Origin of the sequence: Enterobacter sp. PTB, assembly GCF_051130085.1 — a bacterium.
GTDB lineage: Bacteria > Pseudomonadota > Gammaproteobacteria > Enterobacterales > Enterobacteriaceae > Enterobacter > Enterobacter ludwigii.
Genome location: NZ_JBDKEE010000005.1, coordinates 245,309 through 263,965 on the forward strand (window position 1 = coordinate 245,309; position 18,657 = coordinate 263,965).

Below are 18,657 nucleotides of genomic sequence, written 5' to 3' on the forward strand. Positions count from 1 at the left end.
CAATGAAATATCAACAACTGGAAAATCTCGAAAGCGGCTGGAAATGGAAGTACCTGGTCAAAAAGCACCGTGAAGGGGAGCTGATCACCTGCTACATCGAAGCCAGCGCAGCGCAAGAAGCCGTGGATATTTTGCTGACCCTCGAAAATGAACCGGTACAGGTTAACGGCTGGATTGAGAAACACATTAATCCTGCGTTGTTAAACCGGATGAAGCAAACTATTCGTGCGCGTCGCAAGCGGCATTTTAATGCGGAGCATCAGCATACTCGCAAAAAATCCATCGACCTGGAGTTTATGGTCTGGCAGCGTCTGGCAGGGCTTGCGCAACGGCGTGGAAAAACGCTGTCAGAAACGATAGTGCAGTTGATTGAAGATGCCGAGCATAAAGAGAAGTACGCCAACCAGATGTCGACGCTGAAGAATGATCTTCAGGCTCTGTTGGGTAAGAAATAGATTTTTGTTTTCTTCAGATTCAGATAATAAAAAACCCCGCAGTGCGGGGTTTTTTTATAAGACGATAACTTATGCCGCTGGCTGAGTTACAACGTCTTTGATGCCTTTAACTTCGATCTCTACGCGACGATCTGGAGCCAGGCAGTCGATCAGTGCAGCGCGAGCTTTAACGTTGTCACAGGTGTTGCCAGTAACTGGGTTAGCTTCGCCCATACCACGTGGGGAGATCTTGTTAGCTGGGATACCTTTAGAGATCAGGTAATCAACAACAGACTGAGCACGTTTCTCAGACAGTTTCTGGTTGTAAGCGTCAGAACCGATACGGTCGGTGAAGCCCAGAACCACTACAGAACCGTCTTTAGGATCCAGGTTGCTCAGCTGGGTGTACAGCTGATCCAGTGCCTGCTGACCTTCTGGTTTCAGGGTAGCTTTGTTGAAGTTGAACAGAACGTCAGACTTCAGAGTGAAGTGCTTGGTCTGTACTTCTGGAGCTGGAGCCGGCGCTGGAGCAACGATTGGCGCTGCATCTTCCTGCTGGCCGAAACGGTAGGAAACACCTACGCTCAGCATGCCGTTGTCCGGACGAACACCAACGGTGTTGCCGTCGCCGATGTTGTTAACCCACTGGTATTCCAGACGGGTAGCGATATCACGGGTCATAGCCCACTCAACGCCACCAGCGAATACTGGGGAAACACCGGTGTCATGGTCGTCGCCAGCGATGCTGTTGCTGGAGTCAGCGCGCCATACCATGCCGCCCAGACGAGTGTACACGTCCAGATCGTCAGTTACTGGGTAACCCAGTTTAGCGGTCAGCTGTACGCCCTGAGCTTTAAAAGCGCCGTTTACGTTGTCGCCTTTGTATGGCATACGACCTAACCAGTCGTAACCCATTTCAAAACCAACATACGGGTTAACCTGATAGCCACCGAACGCACCTGCACCAAGCTGGCTCTCGTGAGTAGGGCCATCGTTGTTCAGGCTGCTGTTGTACCAGCCGGTGTCATGGAACTGAGACCAGCCCAGTTTACCACCTGCATACCAGGTATTATCTTTCGGAGCGGCCTGCGCTACGGTAGCGAAGCCAGCCAGTGCCACTGCAATCGCGATAGCTGTCTTTTTCATTTTTTGCGCCTCGTTATCATCCAAAATTCGCCATGAAGGTCTCAATAGAGATTCACGGTTAAATCCTTCACCGGGGGGCGTGGTCAAATATAAATCTACCGATATCTTCGGCTTAGGCCGAGCACCCCTGGCGATGTAAAGTCTACAACGTAGCTGAAAACTTACAAGTGTGAAGTCCGTCAGGCATATGAAAAAAAAAGTTCCGTATACCGATTATTTAACATTTTTCGAACGAGTTTTGTGCAATAAAATTAAGGAGAACCGCACCAGACAAGCCTTGCCGCAGTTTTGGCGCCTGGAACTAAAATCGCATCTTGTGGTCAAAAAAAATTCCAGGAATAATCTTAATTTTCCTCAATGATACAAATTTGAGTGAATTTTTAGGCCAGAAAGTTGTCCTCTGCGATAAGAATCTGGTCGAACCGGGCGCATGATCAACCCGATCGCACTACCTTCTTCAGCCGCTTCCGTCAGCCGAAAATGATCCTCATCGGTCAATTCGTCGGATAACCATCCAATCACCACGCTGTAATTCCCCGTACGTAACGCCCGGATCATCGATTCCACAGTATCGCAGGGAGAGAGTTGGTTAATTTGCATGACCTTTGTCAGCGGCAGGCCCGCGGACTGCACCCATTCACGGCTCAGTTTTTGTTGAGGCGTCAGCCAAAGCTGCCAGCGCGACTGCTGACCAAGCTGTTGTAATAACGGCAATAGCAGAAGTTGAGTGAGCAGGGGCTGGTCTTCACGATAAACCACTTCACTGATAAGCCCTGTCGAAACACGCCCGGTGGAATTCTGCGTGACATTGCCAGCGGAAGAAGAGAGAGAGGTTGAGCGATTTGCATAGCCTGAAGTGTACATATTCATTCCAGCCCTGTAGTTACTGTATGGATATACAGTAACCCCTGTATGCATAAAGATCAACCTCATTTTCGGAAAGCGACTCGCAAAATTCATTCATTATTGATGCGCCTGGAAAAATCATCTTGCTCAACGACGATAAGTTGCCTATTTTCCTGCTAACGGATCCGCTAGTAAGAAATTTCGTTGTTACTTTATGATTTTGAAGGGAAATATCATGAAAAAGATATCTTATGAACGGATTTATAAATCCCAGGAATACCTTTCACCCTTAGGTGAAATCCACCATCGTGCGCTGTTCGGGGGGTATACCCTGGCCGTAGATGATGCCGTCTTCGCTATGGTCTCCGACGGGGAACTGTATCTCCGGGCCTGTGAGGAAAGTGCAAAATACTGTGTAAAAAATGCCTCATCATTCTTAACCCTGATGAAACGGGGTCGCCCGGTGCTGCTCAATTATTATCGTGTCGATGACGGACTGTGGCAGGACAGAGAACGGCTGCTTCAGCTCTCCTCGTTCGCGCTCAATGCGGCACGAAAAGAGCGTTCGCAGCGTGATCGGCGAAACCGCCTCAAGGACTTGCCCAATCTCACCTTTCAGCTTGAAGTGCTGCTCTTTGAAGCCGGAATCACTGATGAAGAGACGCTGCGGGAGCTGGGTGCCCGTGCGAGCTGGCTGAAGATGCGGGCGAAGAATAAAGCGCTCAGCATTAAAGTGCTCTTCGCACTGGAAGGGGCCATCGCCGGACTTCATGAAGCGGCACTCCCGGCGGGAATTCGCCGGGAGTTAACGGAGTGGTTTAATGCGCTGCCTGAGCCACAGGAGAATCACTCCTCCAGGTAGCGATCTGCAATTGCAGTCGGCAAATTTCTGGCAGCAGAGCGATAAGGAGGCCAATCTGCTGAAGAACCAGCGGTGCTTTGCTGTCGCTTCCCGGGTCAATATGCGTAATACGCTGAGCCAGTTCATCCAGCGCGTGTTGAACGCGAGGCTCATCGGCTGGTCGGTGATGAAGCGCGTCATCGACATAGCATACGGCGTCATCCAGCAGGGCGAGGATGGCCGGGTGAGTCAATTTCTCACGGTGCGCACCCAGCGTCGAAATATAGCTGGTGAAGGTATGGTTCAGGCAGAGCAGGCGGAAAGCCGTTTCCCGAATTTCTGCCGTGGCGCGAGGCTCCGTGGACATGTTAGAGACCACCGAAGCCAGTTCAGCATCACAGTTATGCGCATCGCGACGCGCGATACGATAAGCCAGACGGTTATCGCGACCCTGATGATACTGCTCAAGGATGGCATCAAGGTATCGACAGTTCGCATTCATCGCCCTGTCTACCACACGCGGTAAATTACGGAACCGCCAGTCCGGCCAGATAAAACTGACCGCCGCCCAGGCGATTGCGCAGCCAATCAGCGTATCTATCACGCGGGGCAGGGCCACTTCAAATCCTTCACCCAGCAGGTTAAAGCAGAGTAGCACCAGCAGCGTGATGAACATTGTGGCATGCGCATACTGCACATTACGGAAGGCGAAGAACAACACACCGGTGATCACGATCAGGATCAGCTGGCCTTCGACAGAGGGCACGAAATAGAGCACCGGCAGCCCAATAGCGACGCCCACCAGCGTACCGATAATACGTAGCGCAAGGCGGTGGCGGGTGGCGTTATAGTTTGGCTGGCAAACAAACAGGCTGGTCAGCAGGATCCAGTAACCGTGATGTAACCCGGTTATCTGAATGATGGCATAACCCACGCACAGCACCAGTGACATCCTCACCGCATGGCGAAACAGTGCCGATTCCGGCGTAAAGTTGCGGCTCAGTCGCAGCCACATATCGCTGAAGCTATGCACGCTGTCATCAGCAAGCTGATTCTCCACATCTTTATCGGGGAGCGCCATCGCCTGCTCGGATTCAATAGTAGCCAGCTGAGCATCTATCGCCCGCAGGTTATTCAGCAAAAATCCCAGTGCTTTAATATGTTCCGGCGATGTTCCACTGGCCTGAACGCGATCGAGCGCCGCATCAAGATGGCTAAATACGCGTTCGAAGCGCGGGTCATGTTGATAGGGCGTACGCAGCAAAATGGAGCGTGCCAGCTGCTGGCACGCCTGAGACTGCATCGACAGCAGGCGCTGGAAGCGGAACATCACGTCGCTGTAGCGGAACTTCTCGCGCAGGGCAGCATACTGAACGTGCGAGGAGCTGGCACGCTCATGTATATCCTGCGCCGCGAAATAGTAGTGCAAGGTTCTTCGCGTTCCGCGCTGACCGCGATCGCCCCGCAGACGGGTAAGCAGTGAGGCTTTCGTCTGGTTAAGCGTGGCGACCAGTTGACCGTTGGCCAGAGCCAAATCGTAAAGCGGAGACTGGCTCTCCTCCTCGATATCCGGATCGAAGAGCCGGGATTTTAGCTCAAGATAGTGGGCCAGTTGCTCAAAGCTGCGGGCAAGGTTGTCCTGAAGAGGGCGAACCGGAAAAATAAGATGCCCGGTTAACGTCAGCAGGTTATACCAGATGGCCCCCAGCAACAGCAGTATGGGCTGCTGGTACCATTGATCGTAAAGGGAAACACCCAGCATGGTGTAAATGGCGATCAGCAGGGCACCAAAGGCGATAGTGGCATAGCGCTGCCCAAGGCCGCCAAGCAAAATAAACCCGCTGGTAGAGAGCGTAAGACCAATGGCAAACAGCCAGGGCCAGGGGAAGAGCAGCTCCACGGAGGCTGACGCGATAAAAAAACAGACCAGCGTAATCACAAGATTACGCAGGCGCCCGGCAAGGCGATCGTCCAGATCCGCCAGCGCCCCCGCAACCACTCCCAGCGTGAGCGGGATGGTGAGTTTTACGTCATTCAGCCACCACGGCAGGGCAACCGTGCCGCAAAGTGCGATAAATATTCTGACGTTATAAAGCCAGATGCTGTTCCAGGTATAACGGCGAAGCAGTGGGCTTAGCATAAGCACGGCCAGTCCTTATTTACTGAAAACGACGACGCGCGTTTGCTTCACGTGCCGCCTGTGCCACTTCTACCGGAACGACCCTGCGCCCGACTGGCCAAAGCGCGATGGCGGCAATCTTAAAGTTTGCGATCCCCACCGGAATACCAATAATGGATATGCACTGGGCAATACCGGCAAAGATATGCATCACACACAGCCACCAGCCGAAGAAAACCAGCCACAGAATATTGAGGACCGTGCCTCCCGTGTTTAGCAGTGCGTTTTTGCTCTCCGGGTTCAGTTCGTCAACGTGGATGGCTTCATTCCCGTACGGGATGAAAGAGAGTTTGGTGATTTCCCAGCAGGAGCGGGTCAGGGGGAGCGTAAAAATAAGGACGATGCTCACCAGCGTGGCAAAAAGCCAGGCAAGAGTGGTGGCAAAACCGCCTAACACAAAATTCAAAACATTCAGAACAGTACGCATAAACCCTCAGTTCCTTTCGATATGATTAACGCCCAGTGATTGTAACGTTTTTTTAGGCTGGAGCACCTTAAAACTGGCAGTTAAACTGTCAGGTAAATTATCTCTTCGTGGATTCGGCTGGACATGGAACTGAAAGCAACATCATTAGGCAAACGCCTGGCGCAACACCCCTACGACAGGGTTGTCCTCCTTAATGCCGGAGTGAAAGTCTCCGGAGAACGCCACGAATACCTCATTCCGTTTAATCAACTGCTGGCTATCCACTGTAAACGCGGGTTGGTCTGGGGCGAACTGGAGTTTGTCCTGCCTGACGATAAAGTCGTGCGCCTTCACGGCACCGAGTGGGCTGAGACCCAGCGCTTCCATCATCACCTGAATATGCTCTGGCAGCAGTGGAGCCAGGATATGAGCGTGATTGCCGCTCAGGTACTGCAGCAGGTACTGAACGATATTGCACAAAGTAACGAGCAACAAACGTGGCTCACCCGCCAGCAGACGGCCGGGTTGCAGCAAAAGATCAGGCAGGCGCTGGCGGCACTGCCGTTATCCGTGACGCGTCTTGACGAGTTCGACAATTGCCGTGACGCCTGGCGTCAGTGTCAGGCCTGGCTTGGCGATACAGACAAGAGCCGGCTGGCGCACAACCAGGCGTGGACAGATGCCATGCTGACCCGTTATGCCGACTTTTTCAGCACGGTTGAATCTTCACCGCTTAACCCGGCGCAGGCGCGCGCCGTGGTTAACGGCGAGCACTCCCTGCTGGTGCTGGCGGGTGCCGGAAGCGGCAAAACGTCGGTGCTGGTGGCCCGTGCGGGTTGGCTACTGACAACGGGTGAGGCTGTTGCCGACCAGATACTGTTGCTGGCGTTTGGCCGTAAGGCGGCCGAGGAGATGGACGAACGCATACAGGAACGCCTGCATACCCGGGATATTACCGCCAGAACCTTCCATGCCCTGGCGTTGCATATTATTCAGCAGGGCAGTAAAAAAGTGCCTGCCATCAGCAAGCTGGAAAACGACACGCAGGCGCGTCAGGCGCTGTTCATCAAGACGTGGCGTCAGCAGTGCAGTGAGAAAAAGGCGCAGGCTAAAGGGTGGCGTCAGTGGCTGGAAGAAGAACTCAACTGGGACGTACCGGAAGGCAATTTCTGGCAGGATGAAAAACTGGCTCGTCGCCTGGGCTCTCGTCTCGACCGCTGGGTTAGCCTGATGCGGATGCACGGCGGATCGCAGGCCGAGATGATTGAAAGCGCGCCGGAGACGATCCGCGCCCTGTTTTCGAAGCGGGTTAAGCTGATGGCCCCGATGCTGAAAGCCTGGAAAACCGCGCTGAAAGAGGAAAATGCCGTCGATTTCTCCGGTTTGATCCATCAGGCCATTATCATTCTTGAGAAGGGCCGTTTTGTCAGCCCGTGGAAGCATATCCTGGTGGATGAATTCCAGGATATCTCGCCGCAACGTGCCGCGCTGCTCTCGGCGTTAAGGGCGCAAAATAAACATACCTCGCTGTTTGCGGTGGGCGATGACTGGCAGGCTATCTATCGCTTCAGCGGGGCACAGCTCTCCCTGACGACTGCATTCCATCACTATTTTGGCGAAGGCGATCGCAGCGATCTGGATACCACCTACCGCTTCAATTCCCGGATTGGTGAAGTTGCCAACCGCTTTATCCAGCAGAACCCGCATCAGCTGGCAAAACCGCTAAATAGCCTCCGGGCCGGGGACAAAAAAGCCGTTACCCTGCTGGCGGACGATCAGCTGGAGCCGCTGCTGGACAAACTGAGCGGCTATGCGAAGCCGGATGAACGTATTCTGGTGCTGGCACGCTATCACCATCTTAAGCCTGCGGCGCTGGAAAAAGCCGCGACCCGCTGGCCGAAGCTGCAGCTCGATTTTATGACCATCCACGCCAGCAAAGGACAGCAGGCCGACTATGTGATAGTGATGGGGCTCAAAGAGGGGAGCGATGGTTTCCCGGCTCCGGCACGAGAGTCGGTAATGGAACAGGCGTTACTGCCGGTCCCGGAGGATTTTCCGGATGCCGAAGAGCGGCGTTTGCTGTACGTGGCGATGACCCGCGCGCGTCATCGCGTGTGGCTGCTGTTCAACAAAGAGGAGCCGTCGGTGTTTGTCGATATTCTGAAGAGTATTGATGTGCCAGTGGCGAGGAAGCCTTAACGGGATAGCGGAGCGGTAATATTGCAGGCCCGGTAAGCGTGTCGCCACCGGGCAAAAAACTACTTCAGTCTTTCGGAAAGATAGCGCTGATAATCCGGGATCAGGATCTCAACCGGTGAGTTGAAGTGCGGGGATTCAATGATGAAATCTGCCGTCGACAGGTTCGTCGCCACCGGAATATTCCATACCGTTGCCAGACGCAGCAGGGCTTTGACATCCGGGTCGTGCGGAACCGCATTCAGCGGATCCCAGAAGAAAATCAGTACATCAATTTTCCCTTCAGAAATCTGAGCGCCGACCTGCTGGTCGCCGCCCATCGGGCCGCTCAGCATGGCATTGACCTCCAGACCCGTTTCGCGGTGGATCAGGTTACCGGTTGTCCCGGTCGCTGAGAGAGCATGCTTTTCCAGCAATGGCTGATGGCGGCGAACCCAGTTAAGCAGCATTTGTTTACAGTGATCGTGCGCAACCAGAGCAATGTGTTTGCGTTCCGGTAGCGTGCGTGTTGTCAGTTCCATAATCTTATCCATCAGGTTAACTGACTACACGATGACGGGAACCGCCTGACGCTGCAAGAGAAAGGCGAAAAAAATGTGGCTTATGATGAAGGTTGTTGCTTCACCCACTGTAAAAAACGGGCCCGGGTCTCAGGATCGGCCTGCTGGAACCAGAATTTAAGACGCTGTTCCGTTAACGTCTGGGACTGTGGCGGAATAACATCCAGCTCTGAGACACCGGACAGCAGCGTACTGTCGTCGGCCATCCTGGTGGCAAACTGTGGAAGGGAAGCGCGTTTGCCCGCCTTGTTATAGATTTCGGTCGCGGCCTCGTAATCGGTGCCTTTCGGGGACGAGGTTAACGCCAGAATATCGAGTTTTACCGGAATCGGCATTGAATCCCCGTCCAGCAGTTCAAGGCGCGGAGAAGCGTCAAAGGCCGCCGACTCTTTTTCGGTTTCAAGACGCGGGAGGGTAATGTTCACCTGACTGACCCGCTGGGTATTAAAACTGACAATCAGCGGCGCAGAGATATACATGCGTTGTTCATGATTAGCGAGGTCGATGGTTTTTTCTACCCGCAATACCAGCTGGTGTGGCCCATTATCAAGTTCGATGCTGTCCGCACCGCGCAACAAGGAACTGGACACTTTTTTTCCGTCCAGCACCAGTAAATCAATATCCGTTGAAAGCCGAAGCGTGGTCGCAAAGACGCAAACTGGCATCACTAACGCAATCACAGCAGTGGCAATGCCGGTTTTCATAGAGGGCTCCTGTTGAAATGACTCGGCCGCGGTAATGTATCTAAATATTTCGATAATCACGTTTACTAACATATAGACATATTCTGCCGTTTTGCCCTCATGCATCTGCATGGGATGCATGGTTGAGATGTGCGCTTTGACGTACACTCATAAAAAAGCCTGGAGGAAAACCATGAAAGAGAACGAAATTACCGAGATTCTGACATCGACGCGCACGATTGCACTGGTAGGGGCAAGTGATAAACCGGATCGCCCAAGCTACCGGGTGATGAAATACCTTCTCGATCAGGGCTATCACGTCATCCCTGTGTCGCCGAAAGTGGCCGGTAAAACCTTACTGGGTCAGCAGGGATACGCCACGCTGAACGAGGTACCTGAAAAAGTCGACATGGTGGATGTTTTCCGCAATTCCGAGGCAGCGTGGGGAGTGGCACAAGAGGCCATCGCCATCGGCGCGAAAACGCTGTGGATGCAGTTGGGTGTCATTAACGAGCAGGCGGCGGTGCTGGCGCGAGAAGCCGGTCTGACGGTGGTAATGGACCGATGTCCGGCGATTGAGATTCCCCGTCTGGGGCTGGCGAAGTCATAAAAAAAAGCCCGTTTATCGGGCTTTTTTTTACGCGCTTAGTTCCGCAGGCGCGGGGCCTGTAACTGTTTGCGGATAGTCTGAGCAAGTTCATCCATCGTGGGTTGCTCTGGATGCTCATCCTGCAGTTCGCTACTCAGCTGCGCTTCAGCAAGGTAGGTGTGAACGGGTTGTCCATCATCCCCCTCCATCACCACATGATACCAGGGCGCGGCGCGAAGCTCTGCGTTAACCGCCAGTTCATCCGCTGACGGTTCATCAAGGGAATACTCCGGGTCGATATCCACGACCACACCCAAATACCCTAGCAAAGTGTGGCGGACCTGCTGGCCGATACCGAATTTGCTGGCAATCATAGTCACCTCCCGGGAAACACTACTTACACGTTATGTGCGGGCAATATTTCTCTTTTCAAGTTACATGACGCGACAGGCAAACCCTTTCAGATACAGCCCTTCCGGGTAGGTAGCGATCACCGGGTGATCGGCTGCCTGACGGAACTGTTCTATAAATTGTACATCACGACCAGCATCTATTGCGGCATCAGCGATGATTTTCTGAAATAAATCTGTGGTCATCAGGCCGGAGCAGGAGAAGGTGAGAAGCACTCCACCCGGGTTCAGCAGCTGGATGGCCAGCATGTTGATATCCTTATAGCCGCGGCAGGCACCCATCAGCTGACTTTTGTTCTCCACAAACTTCGGTGGATCCATCACGATGACGTCGAATTTCTCGCCCTGATCGCGATACTTACGCAGCAGCTTGAAGACGTCATCGCGAACAAACTCGGCTTTGCTCAGATCCAGCTTGTTCAGCTCGACGTTTTGTTTCGCCACGTCCAGCGCTTCCTGAGAGGTATCAACGCTGACAACCTGGGCACAGCCGCCCATCAGCGCCGAGACGGCGAAACCGCCGGTATAGGAAAAGCAGTTCAGCACGCGTTTGTCGGCAACATACTGGCGAGTGGCCAGGCGGCTGTCACGCTGGTCCAGGTAGTAACCCGTTTTATGGCCGCCCTGGATATCCACCAGCAGCTTCATACCGTGCTCTTCGATTGGCAACAGGGCAGGCGGCAGTTCACCGGTGACCGGACCTTGCGTTAGCTCAATGCCCTCTTTTTTGCGCACTGCCACATCGCTGCGGTCATAAATGGCGCATTCCGGGAAAACCGATTGCAACGCGCTGATCAGCGCAGCACGTTGATATTCAGCCCCTGCGCTTAACAGTTGCAGTACCAGGAAGTTACCGAAGCGGTCGATCGTCACGCCAGGCAGACCGTCAGACTCACCGGCGATCACACGGTAGCTGTCCAGACCGTCACGCTTTGCCAGCCACTCACGCCACTGCTGCGCCTGCTGTAAACGACGAACGAAGAAATCAATATCGATCGTTTCATCTTTATCAAAGGTCCAGATGCGAGCGCGGATTTGGGACGCTGGCGAATATGCGCCTCGCGCTAACCATTTCCCCTGATGGTCAACGATATCGATGGTCTCTCCGAGGCTGGCTTTGCCTTCCATACGGGCTACTGCACCGGAAAAGACCCAGGGATGGCGGCGCAATAATGACTTCTCGCGCCCTTTGGCTAACACTAAACGTACACTCATAATTTGCTATTCTGTCGATTCCAGGGAAATGGCGCGTAGAGTAGCACATTCAGCAAGTCGCAATCATCTGCGGATGCCTTTGAGCGTTTCGGCACAAAATCAAATCGCTTAGGCACAGTGCTGCACTGCAGTGGGCTTTACAGTAGGGTTTCCGGTACAGCAAAGGGAAACACAAATGAAAAAGCGCCGTGCGATAGCAGTAACCACCCTGGTGGTGGTCAGTTTTCATGTTTTAGCGGCATCGTCTTTCACCATCAGCAGTCAGGATCTGGCCAGTGAACGCCCGTTGTCGCAACAGCAGGTGTTTGACGGGTTTGGGTGTCACGGTGGGAATCACTCTCCACAACTGGCGTGGAAAAATCCGCCTGTCGGGACGAAAAGTTTCGCAGTCACGGTATTTGACCCTGATGCCCCTACCGGAAGTGGATGGTGGCACTGGACGGTGGTCAATATTCCCCTCCAGACGCTGACGCTTCCCGCCGATGCCGGAAACCCGAAGGGGGAGACATTACCGGCCGGGGTTGTGCAGGGGCGTAATGATTTCGGTTATTCTGGTTTCGGCGGCGCATGTCCGCCCAAAGGGGATAAGCCGCACCGTTATCAGTTTACCGTCTGGGCGCTGGATGTGGATAAATTGCCTGTCGACAGGAATGCCAGCGGCGCGCTGGTGGGTTTTATGCTTAACAGTCACGTCCTGGCGAAGGCCAGCTTAACCGTTACCTACAGCAGATAAGGATGGCATGGTGCAGGGAGTCCAGTTTCAACATAAACATTTGACGGCTGGTGAAGTGAGTGCCAGTAAAATGCATCACCTGCACCAGGTTAAACTCTTTCTCCCTGCCATTTGCCATATCACTCACGGCAGTAAAGTGATTGTTCAGGACGATAACCGCCTGCTGGCGACGAAAGCGTCGCTGATCATTATTCCCGCCAATACGCCGCTGGAGATCATAAATCAACCCGCGAATGGTCTCTTTCGCTCTGACTTATTGATGTTGTCATCGGAGCTTCTGGCGGAGTTTAAAACGCATTACCTGAAATCCTGGCCGCGAACAGAATTACATTCCCTCTGTGCTCCCCTGAGTGAGGGGCTGGCATTTATGTGGGGTAACCTGCTGCATGCCGTGCGTCAGGATTTACCGGAGGCGTTACAAAAGCATCAGGCTGCTGGCATTGCTTCATGACGGCGTCGCAGGGCCGTTGCTTATAGAGCGTAATAGCCACCTGTCCGAACAGGTGCGGCAGTTCATCATGCTGTCGCCCGCCAGGGCCTGGACTGCACAGGACGTTGCCAGCCGCCTGGCATTGAGCGTGCCGACACTACGCAGACGGTTACGCGAAGAGTCGCAGAGTTTTCGCCAGATTGTTGAAGAGGTGAGGATGGCCGTTGCGCTGTCACACTTACAGTCAACCCGGTTACCTATTGGTGAAATCGCATTACAATGTGGTTATCTTTCCAGCTCTCGTTTTACTGCCCGTTTCCGGCAACATTATGGCTGTTTGCCGAAAACGCTACGTTAAGGAGTAGAAAAATGTCAAAAATCTGCACAATTGCCTGGGTACACGGCATGGTTCAGGGTGTTGGATTCCGTTACAGCACGCAGCGCGAAGCTATGCAGTTGGGGCTCACGGGATACGCGCGAAACAGGGATGATGGCAGCGTTGAGGTGGTTGCCTGTGGTGATGCTGAGCAGGTTGAAAAGCTGGTGGCGTGGCTGAAAGCAGGTGGGCCGCGCAGCGCGCGGGTTGATAAGGTTTTAACCGAACCCCATCAACCCGGCCGGGAATACGTTAACTTCGGTATTCGCTACTAAATGCATTTCACCGGTTTTGGCAGGCCGGCGATTTTGGTGGCCTGTTTTGCCGGGCCTTTCGGGAACAGGCGATACAGGTAACGGCTGTTGCCTTTCTCTTCACCGAATTTATTGGCCATCGCCTTGACCAGCATGCGGATCGCCGGGGAGGTGTTGAATTCGAGATAGAATTCGCGCACAAAACGCACCACTTCCCAGTGTTCCGGGGAGAGGGCGATACCTTCGTTTTCGGCGATTTTTTCCGCCAGCGGCTCGCTCCACTGGCTGCTCTCTTTCAGATAACCGTCGTTATCAGTTTCAATCTCTTTACCTTCAAAACTCAACATAGTCATTCACGCGTCAGTCAAAAACCGCAGCAGTGTACCAAAAAACAAAGCCCCGCATAAGCGGGGCTCTGGTTCACAGCATTGTTGATTAATCGCGGCTGGCGAAGCCCAGGATGCTCAACAGGCTGACAAAGATGTTGTACAACGATACATACAGGCTCACGGTGGCGCGGATGTAGTTCGTCTCACCACCGTGAATGATGTTGCTGGTTTCATACAGGATTGCGCCAGAAGAAATCAGAATAAACACGGCGCTGATCGCCAGGTGCAGGGCAGGCAGCTGCAGGAAAATGTTTGCCACCATACCTACCAGCACCACCACAATACCTGCCATCAGCATACCGCCGAGGAAGGACATGTCCTTACGGGTGGTCAGCACGTAGGCCGAACAGCAGAAGAACACCAGCGCGGTACCGCCCAGCGCCATGCCAATCACGTCGCCCATACCGGCGGACAGATAGGCGTTGAGGATGGGCCCCAGGATATAGCCCAGGAAACCCGTAAAGGCGAACGCGGACAGAATACCCACCGGTTTGTCAGCAGTTTTGTAGGTCAGGAACATCAGACCATACATCCCCACCAGCGTCAGGATCAGACCCGGTGACGGCAGCATCAGCACGGTGCTGGCCGTTGCGGTCATCGCCGAGAATGCCAGCGTCAGGCTGAGCATGAAATAGGTATTGCGCAGCACCTTGTGGGTACTGAGTAGCGATGTGCGGTCGCGTGAAGAAGTAATTATACGATCCATGAGTCACTCTCTTATGACAGATGTAATTAGCGGAAAGAATAGGAAACGGCGCGCCAGTCTCAAAGTGGTTTTACCCATCTTTACTCAGGACGTTAGCGTTACTGCTGGTTGTTTATTCTTCAGAAAACCTTTTCAGCAGAATGAACAACGGTTTGCTTCATTTATTCAGATCAAGCTCTTATAGGTTACTGAAAAATATTGCGTTATTACACGTTGAGCGCTAAGTGTTATTTCCGGATCGTCAAAAAACAGACAATAAGGCGAAGGAAATGAAACCACAAGCACGCACGCGCTTTACACTCTCTTTGTTAACGGCAGGGATCCTGTGCGCCAGCACGGCGACCTGGGCGGCTAACGTGCCAGCAGGAACACAGCTGGCCGATAAACAGGAACTGGTCAGAAACAACGGTAATGAACCGGCCTCACTTGACCCGCATAAAGTCGAAAGCGATGTCGAATTCAATATTATCAGCGATATCTTCGAAGGGCTGGTTAGCGTTTCTCCGACTGGCGAAATACAGCCACGGCTGGCAGAAAAATGGGAGAACAAAGACAACACCGTCTGGACTTTTCATCTGCGTCCAGGCATCACATGGAGTGACGGCACCGCGATTACCGCGCAGGATGTGGTCTGGAGCTGGCAGCGTCTGACAGACCCCAAAACCGCCTCGCCGTATGCCAGCTATCCGGGCAACATGCATATTGTTAACGCCGCTGATATCGCTCAAGGGAAAAAAGCACCGGATACGCTGGGTGTAAAAGCCATTAACGATACCACGCTTGAGGTCACGCTGACTCAACCTAATGCCGCATTCCTTGCCATGCTGGCCCACCCGTCGCTGGTGCCGGTGGATAAGGTGCTGATTGGTCGGTTTGGTGATAAGTGGACCAAACCGGAGCATATCGTCACCAGCGGAGCGTATAAACTGTCGCAGTGGGTGGTTAACGAGCGCATCGTGGCGGAGCGTAACGCGCGCTACTGGGATAACGCACATACCGTTATCAATAAGGTGATCTATCTGCCGATCACCTCCGAGGCCTCGGATGTAAACCGTTTTAAAGCAGGTGAAATCGATATTGTTTATACGGTGCCGATCAACCAGTTTGCCCAGCTCAAGAAAACCCTGGGTAGCCAGCTGGATGTCTCCCCGCAGCTTGCCACTTATTACTATGAATTCAACACCACCCGGCCGCCATTCAACGACGCGCGTGTACGTAAGGCGCTGAACATGGCGCTGGATAAAGAGATCATTGCCGGGAAGGTCTTAGGGCAGGGGCAGCGTCCGGCGTGGCTTATCAGCCAGCCAGATATTGGCGGTGTGACGCTCCAGAACCCGGACTATGCCAGCTGGCCGATGGATAAACGTATCGAAGAAGCGAAAAAGCTGCTGGCCGAAGCCGGCTTTAACGCCAGCCATCCGCTGCGTTTTAACCTGCTCTATAACACCTCTGAATCGCACCAGCGCATCGCGATTGCCGCCAGTTCGATGTGGAAGAAAAACCTTGGGGTGGAGGCGAAGCTGCAAAATCAGGAATGGAAAACGATGCTCGATACGATGCATACCCACGACTTTGACGCAGTGCGCTACGCCTGGATTGCCGATTACGACGATGCTGCCACTTTCCTGAACAACTTCCGTACCGGTGACAGCGAAAACACCAGCCAGTACAGCAATCCGGAGTATGACCAGGCGCTGGTGAACGCCGCGAAAGCCAAAACACCGGCAGAGCGCGGTAAGTTCTATCAGCAGGCGGAAGATTTGCTGGCGCGCGATGTGCCTGCCATTCCGGTTTATCACTATGTCCGCACGCACCTGGTCAAACCGTGGGTGGGAGGATTCACGCCGGACAAGCTGGGGTACTATTTCACCAGGGACATGTATATCAAAAAACACTGAGCATGAACGCTGAATTTTGTGCTGATAAAATGGCCGATACGTTGTCTATTCAACCGATTAAACGCGTTTTGGCTATTTTTAAAGCGAACGAATGCGGTCACTCTTTACAGCATGCGGAGAGGTGTTTATAGTTCGCCTCACTTAGGAAGTGTGGCCGAGCGGTTGAAGGCACCGGTCTTGAAAACCGGCGACCCGAAAGGGTTCCAGAGTTCGAATCTCTGCGCTTCCGCCAGACATAAAAGCCCTGCGATAGTCATATCGCGGGGCTTTTTGCTTTTAAGGGGCATGGATAGCACCCGCAGAAAAAAATAGAAAAATTCCTGCTTTACAAGGCGCTAATAGATGTTTATAGTGCGCCTCACTTTGGAAGCGTGGCCGAGCGGTTGAAGGCACCGGTCTTGAAAACCGGCGACCCGAAAGGGTTCTAGAGTTCGAATCTCTACGCTTCCGCCAAATTTGAAACCCAGGTCGTTATGCGACCTGGGTTTTTTGTTTTTGTCGGTTTTCAGTATGCCATTGCCGTCTGGCTTGTGTCGGTGGGGCTAAGAATTCATCGGACGGATTAGTAACCGGCATCTGTTACATCTTGCTCCTGGTGTTCCAGGATAATGCCAGCGATGATGTCATTGGGGTTATCCACCCGTTCTGGTCGTTTAATGACGTGAGTCGTTCCCTTCTCAAAATAGTTAATAGCAAACATCTCATCTTCATCACGATTGCAGTGCCTGTTTTCATCAATGAGAGCATTCAGTCGTCTGGTTACATTTTCATGGTTATCGGATGTAGCCACACGATCTAAGGGAATCAGCTTCACAGGTACGCCCTTATGCATATAACTTACGGAACGATCGACACCCTTCCGAATTTTTTCAAACTACACAGAACAGGTTGTTGTTCAAGGTCGTACCCACTCCTCGAACGATACCTGAGATGTACATATCACGAGTACTGGGGCGAGGCATGCAAAAATCCCCTGCGATATTTGTTTTTCTGATGAAAATAATAAGACCCATTTAAATAAATAATAAAAATGGTGAAGGCCAGTAAATGTCGCCAATTTTTCACACAGGCAGGCACGTTCTGCCTTTCATTTTTTGATAAAAGTACAAAATCAGATATTTCATGTTATTGATGAGATTTTATACAAAGTTGTCCCTAAATTAAATTGATCACTTACTGTACACCCTTATTTCATAAGGGTTAAAGGGGTATGCAAGAAAATTCTTATAAATCAGAAAGATGATCTTTGGCTGTCAGGATTTCTATGGGAAATATTTTGTTACATTTTTTGATTTCCGATCGGGAGGGGAACGTTCCTACACTCCGGCCATTGGGTCTTATCCGAAATTTTTTCATTTCAGACAAATACTCAAAAACACAATGTCGATATGCTGGTGAATGGAATGTGCCCGCTTTTAATTCCGGGGTTTTGATTTTCGTCCGATGACGTGAGCCTGGAAGTTGTTCTGGCTGGGTTTGCCTTTCTTATTAATTTCTCACTGGCATTGACCGTTTTTATAACTCCATAAAACAGGGATAGCCATGTCTAACTCTTCTTTTCAGTCCGAAATACCCAAGGCACGTATTAATTTAAAGCTTGATTTGCATACGGGCGGAGCGAGCAAGAAAACTGAGCTCCCCCTGAAATTACTGGTGGCGGGAGACTTCAGTAATGGTCAGGAGACTGCACCACTATCGGAGCGTAGAAAAGTTAATCTGAATAAAAACAACTTTGACTCTGTACTTTCCGAATATTCCCCAATCGTAAATATTACCGTTAAAAACACGCTTGCTGGTGATGGCAGTGAAGACAACATCAATCTGACATTCCAGAGTATTAATGATTTCTCTCCGGAGCAGGTTTCGCGGCAAATACCTCAGCTGAAGGCCATGCTCTCCATGCGCAACTTGCTTCGCGATTTAAAAGCAAACCTGCTTGATAACCAGGCTTTCCGAAAAGAGCTGGAAAAAATTCTTCTCGACCCTGCATTAAGTGCAGAACTCAGAGCCGAACTCTCAGCCCTGGCTCCGAAACAGCCATAACGGCCATATGCTTTTAACGGATTAATAAGGAATATGTTGATGTCTGTAAAAAATGAGAATGCCGCGGGTAACGAGAGTGTAGTGCTTGAACGTCCTGCAGCAGGCGGGGTATATGCGTCCCTGTTTGAAAAAATCAATCTTAACCCTGTCTCTGAGCTAAGTGCGCTTGAAATCTGGCAGGATGCACAGGCGATGTCGGATGCAACAGCAGACGAACGTTTAACTGCCGGCATGAAGGTGTTCCTGGAATGTCTGACAAAAGCGGGCTCAAAAGTTGAGAAACTCGACAAAAACCTGATTGACCACCATAGCGTGCCTGAACA

19 protein-coding genes, 2 tRNA genes and 2 pseudogenes are annotated in these 18,657 nt (G+C 52.3%); 12 read left to right on the forward strand and 11 right to left on the reverse strand.

Annotated elements, in window-relative coordinates:
* The first annotated feature begins 2 nt into the window (after window positions 1-2).
* Window positions 3-455, forward strand: coding sequence for a macrodomain Ter protein MatP (gene matP, locus AAIR21_RS08815; protein WP_014169429.1), 453 nt, complete (start codon window positions 3-5; stop codon window positions 453-455).
* Between the two features lie 69 nt (window positions 456-524).
* On the opposite strand, the gene ompA is transcribed toward matP, so the two are convergent.
* Window positions 525-1,580 carry a porin OmpA gene (ompA, locus tag AAIR21_RS08820; RefSeq protein WP_020884794.1) on the reverse strand — a complete coding sequence of 352 codons (1,056 nt, stop codon included), beginning with the start codon at window positions 1,578-1,580 and terminating at the stop codon, window positions 525-527.
* Window positions 1,581-1,934: 354 nt separating this feature from the next.
* Window positions 1,935-2,444 carry an SOS-induced cell division inhibitor SulA gene (sulA, locus tag AAIR21_RS08825; protein WP_025204536.1) on the reverse strand — a complete coding sequence of 170 codons (510 nt, stop codon included), beginning with the start codon at window positions 2,442-2,444 and terminating at the stop codon, window positions 1,935-1,937.
* A 217-nt stretch (window positions 2,445-2,661) separates the two neighbouring features.
* On the opposite strand from sulA, the gene AAIR21_RS08830 reads away from it, so the two are divergent.
* Entirely contained in the window at window positions 2,662-3,288 is a 627-nt protein-coding gene (locus AAIR21_RS08830; protein ID WP_020884792.1) for a TfoX/Sxy family DNA transformation protein, read from the forward strand.
* Here the strand turns inward: AAIR21_RS08830 and yccS are convergent.
* Window positions 3,245-5,407, reverse strand: a complete 2,163-nt coding sequence (gene yccS, locus AAIR21_RS08835) for a YccS family putative transporter (RefSeq protein WP_020884791.1) — start codon at window positions 5,405-5,407, stop codon at window positions 3,245-3,247. The two genes, AAIR21_RS08830 and yccS, sit on opposite strands and share 44 nt — an antisense overlap.
* A gap of 19 nt (window positions 5,408-5,426) precedes the next feature.
* Window positions 5,427-5,873, reverse strand: a complete 447-nt coding sequence (locus AAIR21_RS08840) for a YccF domain-containing protein (RefSeq protein WP_020884790.1) — start codon at window positions 5,871-5,873, stop codon at window positions 5,427-5,429.
* 123 nt (window positions 5,874-5,996) lie between these two features.
* Here AAIR21_RS08840 and helD point away from each other — a divergent pair, with 123 nt between their 5' ends.
* Window positions 5,997-8,051, forward strand: coding sequence for a DNA helicase IV (gene helD / locus AAIR21_RS08845; RefSeq protein WP_020884789.1), 2,055 nt, complete (start codon window positions 5,997-5,999; stop codon window positions 8,049-8,051).
* 59 nt (window positions 8,052-8,110) lie between these two features.
* On the opposite strand, the gene mgsA is transcribed toward helD, so the two are convergent.
* The gene (gene mgsA, locus AAIR21_RS08850) at window positions 8,111-8,569 is read right to left on the reverse strand and encodes a methylglyoxal synthase (RefSeq protein ID WP_020884788.1); all 459 of its coding nucleotides are present in this window, start codon (window positions 8,567-8,569) and stop codon (window positions 8,111-8,113) included.
* Window positions 8,570-8,649: 80 nt separating this feature from the next.
* Entirely contained in the window at window positions 8,650-9,312 is a 663-nt protein-coding gene (csgI, locus tag AAIR21_RS08855) for a curli synthesis inhibitor (protein ID WP_032670572.1), read from the reverse strand.
* Window positions 9,313-9,484: 172 nt separating this feature from the next.
* Between csgI and AAIR21_RS08860 the strand changes: the two genes are divergently transcribed.
* Window positions 9,485-9,901: a CoA-binding protein gene (locus AAIR21_RS08860; RefSeq protein WP_020884786.1), complete on the forward strand. Its 417-nt coding sequence runs from the start codon at window positions 9,485-9,487 to the stop codon at window positions 9,899-9,901.
* 35 nt (window positions 9,902-9,936) lie between these two features.
* On the opposite strand, the gene hspQ is transcribed toward AAIR21_RS08860, so the two are convergent.
* Window positions 9,937-10,254: a heat shock protein HspQ gene (gene hspQ, locus AAIR21_RS08865; protein ID WP_013097248.1), complete on the reverse strand. Its 318-nt coding sequence runs from the start codon at window positions 10,252-10,254 to the stop codon at window positions 9,937-9,939.
* Window positions 10,255-10,314: 60 nt separating this feature from the next.
* Window positions 10,315-11,505, reverse strand: coding sequence for a 23S rRNA (cytosine(1962)-C(5))-methyltransferase RlmI (gene rlmI / locus AAIR21_RS08870; protein ID WP_113656739.1), 1,191 nt, complete (start codon window positions 11,503-11,505; stop codon window positions 10,315-10,317).
* A 175-nt stretch (window positions 11,506-11,680) separates the two neighbouring features.
* Here rlmI and AAIR21_RS08875 point away from each other — a divergent pair, with 175 nt between their 5' ends.
* From AAIR21_RS08875 to yccX, 3 genes and pseudogenes are all read left to right on the forward strand, one after another.
* Window positions 11,681-12,238 carry a kinase inhibitor gene (locus AAIR21_RS08875; RefSeq protein WP_032677820.1) on the forward strand — a complete coding sequence of 186 codons (558 nt, stop codon included), beginning with the start codon at window positions 11,681-11,683 and terminating at the stop codon, window positions 12,236-12,238.
* A 7-nt stretch (window positions 12,239-12,245) separates the two neighbouring features.
* Window positions 12,246-13,026, forward strand: a pseudogene (locus AAIR21_RS08880) (helix-turn-helix transcriptional regulator).
* Between the two features lie 11 nt (window positions 13,027-13,037).
* Window positions 13,038-13,319: an acylphosphatase gene (gene yccX, locus AAIR21_RS08885; protein WP_020884783.1), complete on the forward strand. Its 282-nt coding sequence runs from the start codon at window positions 13,038-13,040 to the stop codon at window positions 13,317-13,319.
* Here the strand turns inward: yccX and tusE are convergent.
* Together tusE and yccA are read right to left on the reverse strand one after the other, a co-directional pair.
* Complete coding sequence (tusE, locus tag AAIR21_RS08890; protein WP_020884782.1) at window positions 13,316-13,645, reverse strand: sulfurtransferase TusE; 330 nt, start codon at window positions 13,643-13,645, stop codon at window positions 13,316-13,318. The two genes, yccX and tusE, sit on opposite strands and share 4 nt — an antisense overlap.
* 88 nt (window positions 13,646-13,733) lie before the next feature.
* Window positions 13,734-14,393 (reverse strand): FtsH protease modulator YccA, encoded by a 660-nt coding sequence (gene yccA / locus AAIR21_RS08895; protein ID WP_014169445.1) that lies wholly within the window; start codon window positions 14,391-14,393, stop codon window positions 13,734-13,736.
* A gap of 269 nt (window positions 14,394-14,662) precedes the next feature.
* Here yccA and AAIR21_RS08900 point away from each other — a divergent pair, with 269 nt between their 5' ends.
* The 3 genes from AAIR21_RS08900 to AAIR21_RS08910 all read left to right on the forward strand — a co-directional run bounded on the left by AAIR21_RS08900 (window position 14,663) and on the right by AAIR21_RS08910 (window position 16,744).
* Entirely contained in the window at window positions 14,663-16,291 is a 1,629-nt protein-coding gene (locus AAIR21_RS08900; protein WP_113656740.1) for an ABC transporter substrate-binding protein, read from the forward strand.
* Window positions 16,292-16,435: 144 nt separating this feature from the next.
* Window positions 16,436-16,523 (forward strand) — tRNA-Ser (locus AAIR21_RS08905).
* A 133-nt stretch (window positions 16,524-16,656) separates the two neighbouring features.
* Window positions 16,657-16,744: transfer RNA gene (locus tag AAIR21_RS08910), tRNA-Ser, on the forward strand.
* A 109-nt stretch (window positions 16,745-16,853) separates the two neighbouring features.
* Here AAIR21_RS08910 and AAIR21_RS08915 read toward each other — a convergent pair.
* Window positions 16,854-17,105: a DUF4942 domain-containing protein gene (locus AAIR21_RS08915; RefSeq protein ID WP_305963117.1), complete on the reverse strand. Its 252-nt coding sequence runs from the start codon at window positions 17,103-17,105 to the stop codon at window positions 16,854-16,856.
* 728 nt (window positions 17,106-17,833) lie between these two features.
* On the opposite strand from AAIR21_RS08915, the gene tssB reads away from it, so the two are divergent.
* Both tssB and AAIR21_RS08925 read left to right on the forward strand, forming a co-directional pair.
* Window positions 17,834-18,334, forward strand: coding sequence for a type VI secretion system contractile sheath small subunit (gene tssB, locus AAIR21_RS08920; protein ID WP_047742515.1), 501 nt, complete (start codon window positions 17,834-17,836; stop codon window positions 18,332-18,334).
* A gap of 33 nt (window positions 18,335-18,367) precedes the next feature.
* Window positions 18,368-18,643, forward strand: a pseudogene (locus tag AAIR21_RS08925) (type VI secretion system contractile sheath large subunit); the annotation flags it as partial.
* Window positions 18,644-18,657: the final 14 nt, after the last annotated feature.